17 protein-coding genes are annotated in these 15,762 nt (G+C 43.8%); 11 read left to right on the top strand and 6 right to left on the bottom strand.

The features are described 5' to 3' along the window. Positions 1-15: 15 nt before the first annotated feature. Genes HMPREF2872_RS02550 through HMPREF2872_RS02540 form a run of 3 tightly spaced genes read left to right on the top strand, consistent with a single transcriptional unit; the run spans position 16 to position 1,802 of the window. Positions 16-891, top strand: coding sequence for a pentapeptide repeat-containing protein (locus HMPREF2872_RS02550; protein ID WP_070630981.1), 876 nt, complete (start codon positions 16-18; stop codon positions 889-891). Positions 892-895: 4 nt separating this feature from the next. Continuing rightward, positions 896-1,516: a nucleotidyltransferase domain-containing protein gene (locus HMPREF2872_RS02545; protein ID WP_070630980.1), complete on the top strand. Its 621-nt coding sequence runs from the start codon at positions 896-898 to the stop codon at positions 1,514-1,516. Then, positions 1,506-1,802 (top strand): hypothetical protein, encoded by a 297-nt coding sequence (locus tag HMPREF2872_RS02540; RefSeq protein ID WP_070630978.1) that lies wholly within the window; start codon positions 1,506-1,508, stop codon positions 1,800-1,802. The genes HMPREF2872_RS02545 and HMPREF2872_RS02540 overlap by 11 nt, the downstream gene beginning before the upstream one ends. A 281-nt stretch (positions 1,803-2,083) precedes the next feature. Here HMPREF2872_RS02540 and HMPREF2872_RS02535 read toward each other — a convergent pair whose 3' ends face one another. From HMPREF2872_RS02535 to HMPREF2872_RS02515, 5 genes are all read right to left on the bottom strand, one after another. Then, complete coding sequence (locus tag HMPREF2872_RS02535; RefSeq protein ID WP_070630976.1) at positions 2,084-2,473, bottom strand: DUF5339 family protein; 390 nt, start codon at positions 2,471-2,473, stop codon at positions 2,084-2,086. A 190-nt stretch (positions 2,474-2,663) separates the two neighbouring features. Next, on the bottom strand, positions 2,664-4,445 hold the full coding sequence (nrdD, locus tag HMPREF2872_RS02530) for an anaerobic ribonucleoside-triphosphate reductase (protein ID WP_070630975.1): 1,782 nt from the start codon (positions 4,443-4,445) through the stop codon (positions 2,664-2,666). 117 nt (positions 4,446-4,562) lie between these two features. Then, the gene (nrdG, locus tag HMPREF2872_RS02525; RefSeq protein WP_003683321.1) at positions 4,563-5,072 is read right to left on the bottom strand and encodes an anaerobic ribonucleoside-triphosphate reductase activating protein; all 510 of its coding nucleotides are present in this window, start codon (positions 5,070-5,072) and stop codon (positions 4,563-4,565) included. Between the two features lie 287 nt (positions 5,073-5,359). Next, positions 5,360-6,502 (bottom strand): THUMP domain-containing class I SAM-dependent RNA methyltransferase, encoded by a 1,143-nt coding sequence (locus tag HMPREF2872_RS02520; protein WP_070630972.1) that lies wholly within the window; start codon positions 6,500-6,502, stop codon positions 5,360-5,362. 116 nt (positions 6,503-6,618) lie between these two features. After that, entirely contained in the window at positions 6,619-8,010 is a 1,392-nt protein-coding gene (locus tag HMPREF2872_RS02515; RefSeq protein ID WP_003679024.1) for a nucleobase:cation symporter-2 family protein, read from the bottom strand. A gap of 336 nt (positions 8,011-8,346) precedes the next feature. On the opposite strand from HMPREF2872_RS02515, the gene dapA reads away from it, so the two are divergent. From dapA to hemW, 7 genes are all read left to right on the top strand, one after another. Continuing rightward, positions 8,347-9,222, top strand: coding sequence for a 4-hydroxy-tetrahydrodipicolinate synthase (gene dapA / locus HMPREF2872_RS02510; RefSeq protein WP_063075521.1), 876 nt, complete (start codon positions 8,347-8,349; stop codon positions 9,220-9,222). 81 nt (positions 9,223-9,303) lie between these two features. Next, on the top strand, positions 9,304-10,434 hold the full coding sequence (bamC, locus tag HMPREF2872_RS02505) for an outer membrane protein assembly factor BamC (RefSeq protein ID WP_070630971.1): 1,131 nt from the start codon (positions 9,304-9,306) through the stop codon (positions 10,432-10,434). A gap of 121 nt (positions 10,435-10,555) precedes the next feature. Continuing rightward, entirely contained in the window at positions 10,556-10,786 is a 231-nt protein-coding gene (locus HMPREF2872_RS02500) for an NGO_0222 family membrane protein (RefSeq protein ID WP_003679018.1), read from the top strand. A 9-nt stretch (positions 10,787-10,795) separates the two neighbouring features. Continuing rightward, on the top strand, positions 10,796-11,389 hold the full coding sequence (rdgB, locus tag HMPREF2872_RS02495) for an RdgB/HAM1 family non-canonical purine NTP pyrophosphatase (RefSeq protein WP_070630969.1): 594 nt from the start codon (positions 10,796-10,798) through the stop codon (positions 11,387-11,389). Between the two features lie 75 nt (positions 11,390-11,464). Further along, positions 11,465-11,974, top strand: coding sequence for a hypothetical protein (locus HMPREF2872_RS02490; RefSeq protein ID WP_070630967.1), 510 nt, complete (start codon positions 11,465-11,467; stop codon positions 11,972-11,974). A 59-nt stretch (positions 11,975-12,033) separates the two neighbouring features. Then, positions 12,034-12,396: a DUF6568 family protein gene (locus HMPREF2872_RS02485; RefSeq protein WP_070630965.1), complete on the top strand. Its 363-nt coding sequence runs from the start codon at positions 12,034-12,036 to the stop codon at positions 12,394-12,396. Between the two features lie 96 nt (positions 12,397-12,492). After that, entirely contained in the window at positions 12,493-13,668 is a 1,176-nt protein-coding gene (gene hemW / locus HMPREF2872_RS02480; RefSeq protein WP_070630963.1) for a radical SAM family heme chaperone HemW, read from the top strand. Between the two features lie 50 nt (positions 13,669-13,718). Here hemW and HMPREF2872_RS02475 read toward each other — a convergent pair whose 3' ends face one another. Next, positions 13,719-13,925 (bottom strand): phosphoribosylglycinamide formyltransferase, encoded by a 207-nt coding sequence (locus HMPREF2872_RS02475; protein WP_070630960.1) that lies wholly within the window; start codon positions 13,923-13,925, stop codon positions 13,719-13,721. 305 nt (positions 13,926-14,230) lie between these two features. On the opposite strand from HMPREF2872_RS02475, the gene HMPREF2872_RS02465 reads away from it, so the two are divergent. Beyond that, positions 14,231-15,574 (top strand): tetratricopeptide repeat protein, encoded by a 1,344-nt coding sequence (locus HMPREF2872_RS02465; RefSeq protein ID WP_070630956.1) that lies wholly within the window; start codon positions 14,231-14,233, stop codon positions 15,572-15,574. The last annotated feature ends 188 nt before the right edge of the window (positions 15,575-15,762 follow it).

Below are 15,762 nucleotides of genomic sequence, written 5' to 3'. Positions count from 1 at the left end.
AAAGTCACGATATATATGTATAAACCATGTAATAAAAAACAAACTCCTGAAGCATTGAAACCAAGCGGAAAAAGAATCTATTTAGATTTATGTTTTTCAAAACCAGAGGGTAGCAATACCCTAGATATGCTCAAATTTCCTCAAGAACAACAAAATTTATACCGGAATTCCGTCTATGTTCGTGTTTATCCAGAAAAAAAAATAAAGTTTAAAAATTTTAATTTTGAACATTCTTTTTTTGAAGACTGTTCTATGAGAAATGTTGAATTTGAAGATTGTAATTTTACAGGTTGTAAATTTAAAAATTGCGACTTTAAGGGGAGTACTTTTAAAAATTGTAAATTATGGTATACAAAATTTGAATCAACTTATATTTATAAGGAAATTTTAGATGATTCAGGTCCAAGAGAAGAAAATTTAAAATTTAAACTAGCTAGAAATTTAAGAAAAAATTATTTTGAACTAGGATTATTACAAGAAGAAAATTTTGCACTTAATGAAGAGTTAGAAGCACAAAGAATATATTTATATGAAAGTTGGACTGGGGAAAAACCTTACTATCATATAAAATATCAAGGAATAAAAAAAATTTATAAATTTTTTAGCTGGTTATTTTTTAAATTTAATCAACTAATTTGGGGGCATGGAGAAAACTTTTCCCGATGCCTGATGAGTATATTAGTATTTTTAATTTTTTTTAGTATAATAATTTCGATAGGAAACAATGGAACAGATTTTTTTCAAAATTTTAAGTATATTTTCATGTACTTTATAGGTTCTGAAACAAATATAAAATTTGGAGAATGGATCGCTATGATATTAACCTTATTCAGAATGATATCATTTGGTTTATTATTAGCAATTATTATAAAAAAATTAAGCTCGAGATAATACTATGCACATTTATGCGTTTGGCTCAATCTGTAGAGGCGAATACAGCCAAAATTCTGATATAGATATACTTATTTGTATCAATAAAGATGAATACCATGAATTTAGCCCAGAAAAATTTTCAATTTATCATTACGAACGGATAGCTGAATTATGGAAAGAAGGTAATCCTTTTGCTTGGCACTTACATTTAGAATCTAAATTAATATACTCATCTAATAATATTGATTTTATTAATACTTTAGGAATACCAAATAGTTACAGGAATATAATTATAGATTTTGAAAAATTCAAAAACCTATATATTGAATCTAAAAATGATTTTATGAAAGGAAAAAATATTGTATTTAATCTATCTTGCATATTCCTAGCACTAAGAAACATTTCTACTTGTTATTCACTAGTCTGTAAGAAACCAATATTTTCGAGACATTCTCCTTTATTAATTGATAATCCTATAAGGATTGATGAATCTATTTTTTACATATTAGAGAATGCAAGAATTTTATCTACAAGAGGCATTGGTGAAAAAATTAATCAAGATATGACTTTAAAAGTAAAAGAAAACATTAAATATCTTGACATTTGGATGATAGATATGGAAAGGCTTTGCTATGCAATCTAACTTTAAAAATAGAATAGATACCCAACGTAATATTCTAGATATTGTTAATTCTTACTCTTGGAATGAAGAACTATACGGCTTATCAAATTTAGCTATTAAAAGATGGGAAAATAATAATCCAAATATTGATAATAATATTATCAATAAACTAATAGAAATTAGTGATAATTTGTTTTTTCTTGGTGCCAAAAGCCAAGAGCAAATTACAGAGGATTATAGAAATTTAAGTACAAAAATTTCCTACTTAGAAAAACAGTTAATAAATTTATTAAATTCTAACCTATAACAAGCTATAACTTGTATATATGCCTAAGTATTAAATACCCTACCTACAAATTACTCGGAACTTTAAAACTAACTCGTAGCATGTGTGCGGTACGCACGCGGTTAGTTTAATTAACTGTTTGTTATTGTAAATTAAACTTAGTTGAAACTAACGCTTTCAGACGGCATAAGAAATGACCGTCTGAAAACTGAAAAAGCTCATCTAAAATAACTACTCTAATTCACATAACAAAAAACGGATTCCAAATCATTGGAATCCGTTTTTCTGTAAAGCTATCCGAATTATTTAGCTTCTTCTTTAGCATCTTCAGCAGCTTCTTTGGCATCTTCCGCTGCGTCTTTTGCATCTTCTTTAGCCTCTTCAGCAGCATCTTTGGCTTCTTCGGCTTTGTCTTCAGGAGTTTCGGCAGCAGGAACGCCTTTCAAAGCGTCCAAAGAAGTTTTACAAGTTGCATCGCGTTGGTCTGCAGGCAGGTTTTTCAGGGCTTCTTTGGTTTGTTCGAAAGATTTTTGCATCATGTCTTTGGTTGCGGCATCTACGTCTTTAGTTGCTTCGGCAAATGCTTTTTCGTACTCGTCACAAACGGCAGAAGAAGATGAGCCTGAACCGCCGCCGCATGCTGACAGGGACAGGGCTGCCAATAAAGCTGCTAATAAAGCTGATGTTTTCATATGTCTCTCGCTTTTTTTCGAGTTTGAGTTAAAGGAGATTATATGTTAATTCATTATATTAAAGTGTCAAGTATTGTTGTTTAATTTAATTAAAATCATATCATTGAAAGAATCAGTCTATCCAAACATCCTAAAGGCCGTCTGAAATTTCAGACGGCCTTCGCTTTTGTAAGTAATCCTTTTTTAACGATTACGCCGCTTTACGGTGATAATGTCTGAGCGCGTGTTCTTTGCGCCGTCCGCTACTGAATGCAGATACGCGTTTCAGATAGCCGATGACGCGGGTGCCGTAGTCGATGTCGTGTGAACCGCATGCAGAACAAGCGTGCAGGGTACGTTTATCGATATGGCCGCATTCGTTGCAGATGGTGATGCGCACGTTCACGCAGAAGTAGTTGCAGCCGGTTTGCGCGGCGATGTCCAAGAGCGAGCGGTAGCCGGACTCAGGCAGGGCTTCGTCGAGGTTCAGGTGCAGCGCGGAGCCGCCGTCGAGCCAGTCCACCAGTTCTTTGCCGTGCAGCAGGAATTTGTCGAGCGCGTTGATTTCTTCGTCCTCTACGACGTAGAAATAGGAGTTGTAGCATTCGCGGCTGACTTTGTAGCCGTCGGCTTTGTCCCATTTGGCGTTTTTCACGCCGAGGTTTTCGGCGGGGACAAACTCGGTGTTGAACTTCACGCCGTAGTGTTTGCTGGCGGCTTGGTTGGCTTCAAATATGGTTTTCAGACGGCCTTGGACGAAGTTGATGTAGTCGTCGTTGTAGCCGACCTTGATGCCTCGCGATTCGGCGGCTTCCGCCATGCCGTTGATACCGATGGTGAGGAACTGTTTGTCCAGCGTGATGAAGCCTGCATCGTAAACGGGCAGCATTCCGGCAGCTTGGTATTCTTCCATCAGTTTGCGGTAGGCGTATTGGTATTTGTGGATTTTGGCGACTTCGGCGGCAAGGTCGCGCCCGTCTTGCTCCAGTCGGTTCATGTTGATGGTGATGACGTTGATGGAACCGGTCGCCACGCCGCCCGCGCCGAGGGTGTAGCTGAAGGTGCGGTCTTCAATGGCGTTGCGCAGGCGGCAGCAGGAAGCCAAGGAGTCGGGGTTGTCGGAAAGATAGACGAAGAAGGAATTGCCTTCCGCCAACTCTTTCGCCATTTCGTCGGCAAACACGGTGTCTTTGCATTTGCCGCCGTCGGTCAACATCGCGGCGGTAACGACGGGGAAGGTCAAAACGGCTTTGGTACGCTCCTGATTGAACCATTTGAGGAAGAAGTTTTGCAGCTTCGCCACGCTCGCCCACACCGGTTTGCTGAAATCGGGGAAAACGAAATCGCCGAACATCGCATCGAAATAGTATTGATCGTAAACGGAAATATTCCAAAATACGCTCTGATAGCCGCGCGCGGCTGCGGGCTGGTTGATGCTGTACACCACCTGCTGCATGTGGTTGGCGATTTCTTTGCCGTGTGTTTCCAAATAATCGTCGCCGTAGTCTTTGCGGGCAAAGTAGTCGAAATAAGTCAAAAATTCCACCGTTGCCACCGCGCCGGCAAACTGCGCGCTGATGGCAAACACCAGGTTGATAAACGAACCGCAAAACGATGCTAGATGCTGCGGCGCCTTGGATTCACCGCCGAGTTTGCTTAAGCCGTCAAGCAGGAAGGGATACAGCGTAACCGACACACAATAAGGCTTGAGGCTGGTTTCGTCGTGCACATAAATCTCATGCGCCTCAATCTGGCGGATGTATTCGTCGGCAATGGATTGGTCGAAAATTTCGGCGATTTTGCGCGACACTTGGGCGCGGTTAATCTGCACGAAAAAGTCTTTCATGATTTCCGCTTCCATCGTGGCGATGTTTTTCTGGGTAACGTTGGCGTTGGCGTCCATTTTCGAACCGTCCGCCGCGTTTTGCGCGCTGATGTAGTCGTGCATGAATTGCAGTTTGCCGTTTAACTGCTCGGGATGCAGCCGAATCATGTTAATTCTCCTGTAAGGTTTGAATGATTTATCAAGCAATGACGGTCAGGCCGTCTGAAACATCGCTGTCAGCGAATACAATAAATTCAATTTAAATCAGTGCAATACAGCACCAGGCTAAATTGAAGCCACTGGAAAAACTTTAGGTGCAGGTTTGTCTTTGATGAACAAGCGGTTCAATACCTCGCCCGTGCGCAAATCGACAAACTTCTGATTGGTGGTCGGGCTGTCCAAGCCGCCCAGCTCCATCTGCCAGCGGCCGGTTTTCAGATACGTCAGATAAGGCAGGATGCCGTCTGAAACCGACTCCAGCTCCTCACGCTCCAGACCGGTGTACAAGCAAGCTTTCAAACCTTCTTGGGCAACAATAGCCAGCATTTTCTGCAAGGCTTTCGGTTGCCACTCCCCGCCCATAAACAACACACAGCTGATTAATCCGCGATAGCGTTTCAGACGGCCTTTTAAATAATCCTCGGTCAATTCTGTGCCGATGCCCTCTTTCCATGTATCGGCACTGTGGCAACCTTTGCAACGCAGCGGACAGCCTGAAAACAGAAATGCCAGCGACACTTCGCCTGGCACTTCCTGCCAAACAATTTGCTCAACTGTAAATTTCAAGCTGCTCATTGCAATACCATAAACACAAGATATGGTGCGAATTAAAACACAATACTACTAGATATGGTATTTTTATTTAACAATGAATTTTATCCATATAATAGATTTTTGTTATTTAACCAATTGTAAATTACTATATTAAGTTCAACTTTATACCAATAAAAAGGCCGTCTAAACACGATTCAGACGGCCTGAAATTAAAATACGAGAAGCAAACTCCGTTATGGCAAAGTCTATATAAATAAAACAAAAAAGGCCGTCTGAAATCATCTTTCAGACGGCCTCTATTTCAGGTTTTAGCCCCGATTTGAGCCTTTAACCATATCCATCAAAAACAATCGGCAATCCAAGTTGCCATTGAACAGTGGAATCTTACGCTTCGGAGAAAGGCGCATAAATTTCGGCATATCGCGATCGCCGGTCAACATTCCGGCAAGCCAGCCTGCGTAATGCTGTTTCAACCATGTGCCCAGTTGAGGATAAAGCGCCTGTAAAGCCTGAATTTCGGCAAGACGCACGCCATAAGGCGGATTGGAAATCATAATGCCGTGTTCGCCGTTTGGTCGCGCAGCCTGCGCATCTTGCACGTCAAAGCGGATGAAATTATCCACTTCGGCGGCTTGGGCATTGGCCAATGCGGCACGGATCATATAACGGTCGTTGTCGCTGCCGGAAATTGGCGCGGCGGCCGGTTTGATTTGTTTTTCAGCCTCACGGCGCAGGGCTTGCCATTTTTCTTTGTCGAAGTTTTGCAGTTTTTCAAAACCGAAACGGCGCATCAAGCCCGGCGCACGGTGTGTCGCAATCCATGCAGCCTCAATGACAATCGTGCCGCTGCCGCAAAACGGGTCTTGGAAAGGCTGCGTACCGTCATAGCCTGCCAAAAGCAGCAAACCTGCCGCCAAATTCTCTCTCAATGGCGCTTCGCCGGTATCCTGACGATAGCCGCGCTTGAAGAGAGCTTCGCCGGAAGTATCGATAAAGATTTCCACATTGCGCTCATCGATAAAGGCATGAATGCGGATATCGGGGTTGATTTTGCCCACGCTCGGACGCGCATCATAAATATCCCGGAAGGCATCACAGACGGCATCTTTGATCTTTAAACCGACAAAATCCAGGCTTTTCACATTGGCGCGCTTGCCTTCAACTTTGACTTTAAAGGTCTGCTCCAGCTTAAACCAACCTGTCCAATGCAGATTTCGTGCCAGTTTGTAGATATCGTGTTCGTTGCGATAACCGCCTTTGGTCAAGCGCAGCAAAACACGGCTGGCAACGCGCGAATGCAGGTTGATGCGATACACCTGCTCCATCGTGCCTTTACATGCCACACCGCCGTCAACAGCGCGGATATCCTGACATGCCATGTTTTCAAGTTCCTGCGTCAAAGGCGCTTCCAAACCGCGGGGACAAGTGATAAAAAGTGAATAAACCGTCATATAAAACCTTTCCGGGTAGAGCTATCCGAACCACTCGGATAACAAATAAAAACAATATTATAGCCGAAAAACCAAAGGCCGTCTGAAACTTCAGACGGCCTTTGAATAAAGCTTGCTTAATGATCCAAACTGTCGGTTTCAACCTTAACCGCTTTATCGGTTTTATCTTCCGGCAAAACCAAGTTCAACAATACCGCCATAATACCGCCGGCAGAAATTGAGTTTTGGAACAATACCGGCAGGTTTTTGAACACTTCCGGTTCAAACGCCACGCCCAAACCCAAACCGACAGAAGTAGCCGCGATGACCGCTTCACGACGGCGAATACCGTGGCTGACCAAAATCCGCACACCGGCAATCGCAATCAGGCCGAACATCAACACCATCGCACCACCCAAAACCGGACTCGGAATCGTGGTAAACGCGCGGCCGATAACAGGGAACAAGCCCAACAATACCAAAATCGCCGCAATATATTTGCCCACATGGCGCGAAGCCACGCCGGTCATTTGAATCACGCCGTTGTTTTGCGCAAAAGTAGTCAAAGGCAAAGAGCCCAACGCAGTCGCAATCACAGACACCAAACCATCTGCCAATACGCCGCCGCGCAGACGTTTGGTGTATTCCTCACCCTCAATCGGCTGCTCGGAGACCATCGCAGTCGCCGTCAAATCGCCAACTGCCTCAAATACGCTCAACAAGAAAATCGCACCGGCAACAATAAACGCGTGCCAATCAAATGCGAAACCATATTTAAACGGAACAGGCAGGGTAATCAGAGGCAGGTTTTGCAGGGCGGAAAAATCCACTTTGCCCAAAAACAGCGCAACAATATAACCGACAATCAAACCCACCGCGATACCGCTCATGCGCAGCAATGGATTTTTCAAGCAGTTGAAAACCAATACAATCAGCAACACCAGCGATGCCAGACCTAAGTTTTCCATCGAACCGAACGTACCGTCTGCTTTCGCACCGAAGCCGCCGCCGAAATCGGTAATGCCGACATGTACCAAGCTCAAGCCGATCAGCATCACGACCACGCCGCTTACCGTCGGCGTAATCACTTTTTTCAAATAAGGCAAAAGCCAAGCAGAGAAGCACACCAAAAACGCGCCGACAAAGGACACGCCCAAAAGCGTTGAAATCATCGCATCTTCAGTCAAACCGCCCTCTTTCATACCGGTACCTAGCGCAATCATCACGGTAACAAAAGAGAAGTTGACCGACTGAATCGACAACATGCCCGAACCGACCGGCCCGAAACGGTTGACCTGCAAATAAGTGCCGACACCGGAAGCCACCATTGCCATCGACACCAAATAAGCCGTCATTTCAACCGGCAGCTCCAACGCCCCGCCGACAATCAGTGCCGGAGTAATCATTGGGACAAAAATCGCCAGAAGGTGCGTAACCGCACTCAACAACGCATTCCCAAACGGCGGCTTATCTTCCAAACCATAAACCAAATCAAGCGATTCCGCCTGTTTTTCTGTCATTCCGGCCATGTTGAACCTTCTCTCAAGAATCGTTAAAAAATATTAAGAAGCGTATTTTAACTAATTTGAAATGTGTCAGCAAATTCAAAACCATCAGGCCGTCTGAAAGTTCCGCCCAACCGTTTTCAGACGGCCTCAAACTGCCTTAACACATTTTAATTCTTGACATCATTTTTCCATCTCAAAACAAACAAGCCAATGATTTAAAAATGTATTATTCATTAAGATAATGACAAGTCACCATTAAACGGCAAAGCCTCATAGCGGATATGTTTCACACAAACAACAAAGTAAGCTACAATCCGATGAATAATCCACCCACACCATAAAATTAAAGGTTTCCGTATGTTAAAAGGCAGTCTGGTTGCCCTGATTACTCCGATGAATCAAGACGGCAGCATCAACTACGAACAACTTCATGACTTAATCGACTGGCACATTGAAAACGGTACCGACGGCATCGTCGCAGTCGGCACCACCGGCGAGTCAGCCACCCTGCCTGTCGAAGAGCATTTGGCCGTTATTGAAGCCACTGTCAAACACGTCAACAAGCGCGTTCCCGTTATCGCCGGCACAGGCGCCAACAATACTATCGAAGCCATCGCCCTTTCCAAAGCTGCCGAGCAAGCCGGTGCGGACTACACCTTATCTGTTGTCCCCTACTACAACAAACCTTCGCAAGAAGGCATTTACCAACATTTCAAAGCCATCGCCGAAGCCACTTCGATTCCGATGATTATTTATAATGTTCCCGGCCGTACCGTCGTGAGCATGAGCAACGACACTATTTTGCGTTTGGCCGAGATTCCGAATATCGTCGGCGTGAAAGAAGCCAGCGGCAATATCGGCAACAACATCGAATTGATCAACAGCGTCCCTGAAGGTTTTGCCGTGTTCTCCGGCGACGATCCTACCGGTCTGCCTTTCATGCTGTGTGGCGGTCATGGCGTGGTAACCGTAGCAGCCAATGTCGCACCGAAACTCTTTGCCGACATGTGCCGAGCCGCCCTTGAGGGCGATATTGCAACCGCCCGTCGTCTAAACGAGCAACTTATCCCAATTTATAACACCATGTTCTGCGAGCCCAGCCCAGCCGCGCCTAAATGGGGCCTGAGCTTATTGGGCAAATGCGAACCCCATGTTCGTCTGCCTTTGGTAGCACTGACCGAAGCCGGTCAAGCCAAAGTCCGAGCCGCTCTGGAAAAATCAGGACAAATCTGATCCGGAAATAAGGCCGTCTGAATCCCAAACACCCTTTTCAGACGGTCTCCCTGTTAAGAACTTCATCCACAGGAAAACAAGATGACCTATATCAAACCCATCGTAGTAGCCCTCGCCCTGATTAGCATGACTGCCTGTTCTGGCAGCAAAAAAGAACAACCCAAACTCGACTATCAAAGTCAATCACACCGCTTGGTCAAACTGGAAGTACCACCTGATTTGAACAACCCAGACCAAGGCAACCTCTATCAATTACCGGCAGGCAGCGGCGCCGTCCGCGCCAGCGATTTCAACAAACGCCGCACTCAAGCTGTACAACAACCTGCCAATGCAGAAGTCTTGAAATCCGTTAAAGGCGTACGCCTTGAGCGTGACGGCAACCAACGCTGGTTGGTTGTCGATGGCAAATCGCCTCGCGAAATTTGGCCGTTGCTGAAAGTGTTCTGGCAAGAAAACGGTTTCGACATCAAATCTGAAGAACCTGCCATCGGCCAAATGGAAACCGAGTGGGCTGAAAACCGAGCCAAAATCCCTCAAGACAGCCTGCGCCGCCTGTTGGACAAAGTCGGCTTGGGTGGTATCTACTCTACCAGCGAACGCGACAAGTTCATCATCCGCATCGAACAAGGCAAAAACCGTTCAACCGACATCTTCTTCGCCCATAAAGGCATGAAAGAAGTTTATGCCGACCGTAAAAAAGACACTACGATGTGGCAGCCGGGTGAAAACGACCCTAACCTCGAAGCCGCATTCCTCGCCCGCTTTATGCAATACTTGGGTGTTGACGGCCAGCAAGCCGAACAGGCTCTGACCCAAAGCGTTGCCGCCCGCAGCAATGCTTCCGAGTTGGCACGTGTGGACAACGGTACTTTGTTGCTGGCAGGCGATTACGGCCGCAACTGGCGCCGTACCGCCCTTGCGCTTGACCGCATCGGCCTGACTGTTATCGGTCAAAATGCCGAACGCCGCGCTTTCTTGGTTCAACAAGCACCAACCGAAGGCGAAGCAGTTGCCAATAAAAAACCGGGTCTGTTCAAACGCGTATTTGGCAAAGGCAAAGCAGAAGCGCCAAAAACGTATCCTGAAATCATCGTGTATGTTGAGCCTATCAACAATGGCGCACGCCTCCATCTGTTGAATAAAGACGGCAGCCCATACAAAGGCAGCGATGCCTCCACATTGTTGAGTCGCCTGCACACAGAATTGCGTTAATCCGTTATTCGACTTAAGGCCGTCTGAAATATTCAGACGGCCTTTTTAACGAATACGGCATGGTTTCAAATTCCCAATCTGACGTTATAATCAGAACATTTTCCCCCTTACCCAAGCTGCCATGACCCGACAAAAAGCCTATCTGCTCCTGACCGCCCTGTTTACCCTGATGTTTATCGTACTGATTCTGTTGGGCGCTTATCTTCTGAGCATTCACAGCAAACAATTTGCCGTTGCCGCCTTTCTGTTTGCCTTTGCCGCCGTTTTTGCCCAAATCGGCAGCCTTGCCCTTTACATCCGCCACAAAGCACGCGCACAAATGGCTCGTATGCAGCAAACCGAAAACCATTAAGGAAAAACCATGTTTGAAAAAATCGTCCTTGCCAGTGGCAACGCAGGCAAACTCAAAGAATTTTCCCGCCTCTTTGCCGACTTAAACATCGAAGTCCTGCCGCAATCACAATTCAATACGCCCGAATGCCCCGAGCCGTACCATACCTTCGTTGAAAATGCCCTGGCCAAAGCACGTCATGCCGCTAAATACAGCAGTTTACCGGCACTTGCCGACGACTCCGGCATCTGCACCAACGCCTTAAACGGCGCACCCGGCATTTTCTCCGCACGTTATGCAGGTGAAAATCCCAAATCCGATGCCGCAAACAACGCCAAACTCTCTACCGATCTTGCCGATAAAGACGACAAAAGCTGCTACTACGTCTGCGTCCTCGTACTCATCCGCCACGAAAACGACCCGCAACCCATCATCGCAGAAGGCATCTGGCGCGGACAATGGCAGGCAGAAGCCGCAGGCACAAACGGCTTCGGCTACGACCCGCATTTCTACCTGCCCGAACACAACTGCACCGCCGCCGAGCTTCATCCTGAAATCAAAAATGCCGAAAGCCACCGCGCCCAAGCATTGCGTGAATTGTTAAGAAAAATTGAATCCTTATAAATCGATAATAGGCCGTCTGAAAACCTGAAACGTTTTTTTAGATGTTCTAAATCCAACAAATAATGGAAGAAATCCATGTCCCCTAAGCAAATCTTGATTATCGCCATCCGCTTGGTCGTTTTAATCGGTATCGTACAAACACTTGGCAGCATCGCGACCATATTCGTACAGACAGAAAGCATGTATGACAGTAAACAAATCTCATCCGTACTGATGCTCTACGGCTTGTATTTAATTGCATGGCTGCTGCTATGGTGTTTCCCTGCCTCTATTGCCAACCGCCTGTTGCCCGAACATCTGCAAACCGTACAGGAAGCCCCAAAACACCCTGCACCATGGCTGACGACTGGTATTGTATTAATAGGCATATATACTGTTTTCCAAGCTATCCCCGACCTAATTTACCAGTTCTCTCTCTATCTTTTTGTACAGTCTATTGCTATCGACACACATACATCCGTTTGGGCGGACCTCGGCGCACAAAACCAAGCCGGTATACTTGCCAACATCGCGCAGCTTTTTATCGGCATTTTCCTGCTATTCGGCGCACCAAAACTCTCGTCTTGGATACGCAAAAGACTTTAACCACATAAAAATAACAGGCCGTCTGAAGCCTTCAGACGGCCTACCTCACATTCATTCCCATGCCCAAACCCTCGCCTGAAGAATTGGCAGTCTTTGCAAAACACGTCGCTGCCTTCATCCCAACCACACCTGACAAACTTCTTCAACTCATTGACAGTCAAGAAACTGCTATCGTCTTTTTAGGCAAACCAAGTTGTTCATACTGTCGCCGTTTTGTTGCAAAACTGTCTACCGTTTCCATAAACAGGCAGCTTACCATCCACTTTACTGACAGCAGCAACAAAGCAGCTTTAAAAACTTTTCGTGAACAATACGGCATCAGAACTGTTCCTGCATTACTGAAAATTTCACAAGGCGAAATAAAATCCGTCTGCAATTCCAAATTATCAGAAGAAGAAATTGAAGCCTTTTTGAGCACTTAGCCTTCGCAAATTTCCTACTGATTACTTCCCCAGCCGACATTTCAGTTAAAATAACGGCCTAAAAATTTCAGACGGCCTTGAGCCTCAACACATACCATGACCCAAATCACCTTCCAACGCCCCGGCCAGCTAACCGCCCTACCTCCTTTATCACTCTATATCCACATTCCTTGGTGCATCAAAAAATGTCCATATTGCGACTTCAATTCCCACAGCCTGAAAAACGGCCTGCCGGAAGACGCCTATATCGATGCCCTATTAACCGACTTGCAGCTTGAATTGCCCAATATTTGGGGCAGACCGGTGGAAACTATATTTTTCGGCGGCGGTACACCCAGCCTGTTTCAAGCGAAATCGATTGACCGCTTGTTAAGCGGCGTGCGTTCGCTGTTGCGCTTGCAACCCGAAGCAGAAATTACTTTGGAAGCCAATCCGGGCACATTTGAAATTGAGAAGTTTCAAGGATTTAAAGACGCAGGCATTACGCGTCTGTCTATCGGCGTGCAGAGTTTTAACGACGATATGCTTGCTCGATTGGGACGCGTTCACAATGGCAAAGAAGCCCTGACAGCTATTGATACTGCATTGAAATTATTTGACAAAGTCAATATCGATTTGATGTACGCCCTGCCAAACCAAACGGTTCAGACGGCCTTAAACGATGTGCAAACCGCTATCGCAACAGGCGTATCGCATATTAGCGCATATCATCTGACAATGGAACCGAACACGCCTTTTGGTCATACGCCGCCAAAAGGTTTGCCACAAGATGAAGCAGCATTGGATATTGAAGATGCCGTACACGGCGAACTGGAAGGCGCAGGCTTTATCCACTACGAAACATCGGCTTTTGCAAAAGCTAATATGCAGTGCCGCCATAATTTGAACTATTGGCAGTTTGGCGATTACTTGGGTATAGGAGCGGGTGCGCATGGCAAAATTTCCTATCCCGACCGTATTGAGCGTACCGTCCGCCGTCGTCATCCCAACGACTATCTTGCCGCCATGCAGAGCAATCCGCATGAAGCCGTTGAACGCAAAACCGTTGCGGCCGAAGACCTTCCATTCGAATTTATGATGAATGCCCTACGCCTAACCGACGGTGTACCTGCTTCAATGCTGCAGGAACGTACCGGCGTACCCACTGCAAAAATCATGGCTCAAATCGAAACGGCTAGACAAAAAGGTCTATTGGAAACCGACCCGACCGTGTTCCGCCCGACCGAACGGGGACGATTGTTTTTAAACGATTTATTGCAATGCTTTTTGTGAGTTTTTTAAGATAAAAGAAGACCGCCTGAAGAGTTTCAGACGGCATAAAATTAAAGATTATAGAGCATAAGCTGTTTTACCTGAAGGCGAAAACTGTAAAAGGCTTTGCAATCACTTGGAGTGATAGGAATGGCAATTCTACGGTTATTTGGAGCAATTAATGCCGGATGCTTCTTACCAAATTTCACTTTCCAGCCTTCTTTGATTTTGGACTTGACTAATTTGTCTATTTTAGTATCTGTACTGTATTTGTTCATCTTTATTTCTTTCTTAAGCTTTTAAAAACCGTTACTGAACTTTGAATCAATAACGGTTTATATTTTTATTAGTGTAGGATATTATTTACCTTTTTCAGGATTATTACCACGACCACCTCCTGACGGGTTACCTGTTCGGCTTGGCCAGTTGGGATTTGTATTACCAGTATTATTGGTTGCCATAATTGTTTCCTTTTAAAATTGATAAGAAGATTATCCGCTAATGGATATTTAGCGAATACGGTCATGATAAATTCGGCACTCGGACAAACAGCGACAAAATTAGGGACAAATAGGAGTTTATAATGGAAAATAAAGAAATATTTTCTAACTTTATGAATCTAAAGAACTTTAAAAACTGGTCTGATAATGACCTGGCTAAAGAGGTTTTCAATATTTTACATGATGACGAAATTCGGCATCTATCCAGCGCTGAAGAGGAAGAAGAGATAAGGTTATTCTGTGAAAGATTTTCTCAAGGGCTAGGGCGATTAAAAACTAATGATAAAAGAGAACCTCGTTTTAAACTATATGAAGATAAAAGTAGAAGAATTACTTGGAAGCAATGCTGGGAAGCAGTATCTAAAGAATACCCTAATGTGCAAAACAAAAATGAAGTATTAGATAATATCGATAATGATAAAGAACTAGAAATAAAAAGAATTATTGACAAAACAATAGAAACTCAAGAAATACTTTCTTGGAATAGTGATTTGCAAATTTACTTGAATGCCGCAACCTTATTTTATAACAACAAACCTAAATTCATTCTAGATGCTTGGGAGAACTTAGATAAAAATTACAATGAACAGAATAGATTAGAAGACTTAGTAGAAAAACATAACTTAGGAAGTTTACAGACTTATTTAGGTAATTTTTATTTTTACAAAAAACAAAAATACTCTAAATCCTTGGAATTCTATAAATCAGCAGCCCAAAATTATGATGAGTTGGCTCTCTATCAACTAGGGCAAATCTATGAAATTGGCGTAAATGGGCATATTGAAAAAGATATTGATAAAGCAATGGAATATTATAAAGAAGCTACTGAATATGACTTTCCTTTTGCATTGAATAAATTAGCATATTTATCTTATTGTACACGAAAATATCAACAATTTTTTGAATACGCGAGGAAATCGGCAGAAATTAGCGGATTTAATCCATTACCTATTATTGAAGGGCCGATAATGCTTGATATAGATGGGAATATTAAACGGTCAAATAAACAGCAACAATTTCCAAATTATCTTGGAGTGTTATATTTAGGTTTCGCATATCAAGAAGGGCTTGGGATTAATAAAAATTTGTCAAAAGCAATTCAACAATACGAGCATTTTTTAGAATTTCCATTTAACCATTGGACTCAAACTGTTTTAACAAGGTTATTTCTTTTACTCAAAGAATGTGCCCAAAACGAAGAAGATATAACCAAAGCTAAAAATGCTTTTAATAAATTGAAAGAATTAATAATTAAAAGTTTGGATGCAGCTTGGGAAAACACAGATTCAAGTATATTGAAATTTGAAGATAATTTATTAGGATTAAATCCTGATTTAATCAATGACATTGAAAATGCAAAATATTTTTCCCATAATAATGGAAGCCATATCCTATTGAAATCAATAGTTAAACGATTTACATCATAAATATAGTCTCAGATACAGATGTAGAGCTACTGGAGTAAACTCGATAATCTGAAACAAATTATCTGTTGGTGTGCGCATGAGATTCTAATAATATGATACTTATCATCAAGTAACAAAAGGCCGTCTGAAACCTGTTTTTCAGGATTTCAGACGGCCTGAGACCTTTGAAATAACATAGGTTACTAAAA

Origin of the sequence: Neisseria sp. HMSC069H12 (assembly GCF_001812735.1) — a bacterium.
Lineage (GTDB): Bacteria > Pseudomonadota > Gammaproteobacteria > Burkholderiales > Neisseriaceae > Neisseria > Neisseria subflava.
The sequence above is the reverse complement of the archived record's forward strand: the minus strand, read 5'-3'. Positions and strand labels throughout refer to the sequence as shown.

Bases quoted from the DNA above. Each gene is read 5' to 3' on its own strand.
- HMPREF2872_RS02550 (WP_070630981.1), top strand. From the start codon at position 16: ATGTATAAACCATGTAATAAAAAACAAACTCCTGAAGCATTGAAACCA.
- HMPREF2872_RS02545 (WP_070630980.1), top strand. From the start codon at position 896: ATGCACATTTATGCGTTTGGCTCAATCTGTAGAGGCGAATACAGCCAA.
- HMPREF2872_RS02540 (WP_070630978.1), top strand. From the start codon at position 1,506: ATGCAATCTAACTTTAAAAATAGAATAGATACCCAACGTAATATTCTA.
- HMPREF2872_RS02535 (WP_070630976.1), bottom strand. From the start codon at position 2,473: ATGAAAACATCAGCTTTATTAGCAGCTTTATTGGCAGCCCTGTCCCTG.
- nrdD (WP_070630975.1), bottom strand. From the start codon at position 4,445: ATGATTCGGCTGCATCCCGAGCAGTTAAACGGCAAACTGCAATTCATG.
- nrdG (WP_003683321.1), bottom strand. From the start codon at position 5,072: ATGAGCAGCTTGAAATTTACAGTTGAGCAAATTGTTTGGCAGGAAGTG.
- HMPREF2872_RS02520 (WP_070630972.1), bottom strand. From the start codon at position 6,502: ATGACGGTTTATTCACTTTTTATCACTTGTCCCCGCGGTTTGGAAGCG.
- HMPREF2872_RS02515 (WP_003679024.1), bottom strand. From the start codon at position 8,010: ATGGCCGGAATGACAGAAAAACAGGCGGAATCGCTTGATTTGGTTTAT.
- dapA (WP_063075521.1), top strand. From the start codon at position 8,347: ATGTTAAAAGGCAGTCTGGTTGCCCTGATTACTCCGATGAATCAAGAC.
- bamC (WP_070630971.1), top strand. From the start codon at position 9,304: ATGACCTATATCAAACCCATCGTAGTAGCCCTCGCCCTGATTAGCATG.
- HMPREF2872_RS02500 (WP_003679018.1), top strand. From the start codon at position 10,556: ATGACCCGACAAAAAGCCTATCTGCTCCTGACCGCCCTGTTTACCCTG.
- rdgB (WP_070630969.1), top strand. From the start codon at position 10,796: ATGTTTGAAAAAATCGTCCTTGCCAGTGGCAACGCAGGCAAACTCAAA.
- HMPREF2872_RS02490 (WP_070630967.1), top strand. From the start codon at position 11,465: ATGTCCCCTAAGCAAATCTTGATTATCGCCATCCGCTTGGTCGTTTTA.
- HMPREF2872_RS02485 (WP_070630965.1), top strand. From the start codon at position 12,034: ATGCCCAAACCCTCGCCTGAAGAATTGGCAGTCTTTGCAAAACACGTC.
- hemW (WP_070630963.1), top strand. From the start codon at position 12,493: ATGACCCAAATCACCTTCCAACGCCCCGGCCAGCTAACCGCCCTACCT.
- HMPREF2872_RS02475 (WP_070630960.1), bottom strand. From the start codon at position 13,925: ATGAACAAATACAGTACAGATACTAAAATAGACAAATTAGTCAAGTCC.
- HMPREF2872_RS02465 (WP_070630956.1), top strand. From the start codon at position 14,231: ATGGAAAATAAAGAAATATTTTCTAACTTTATGAATCTAAAGAACTTT.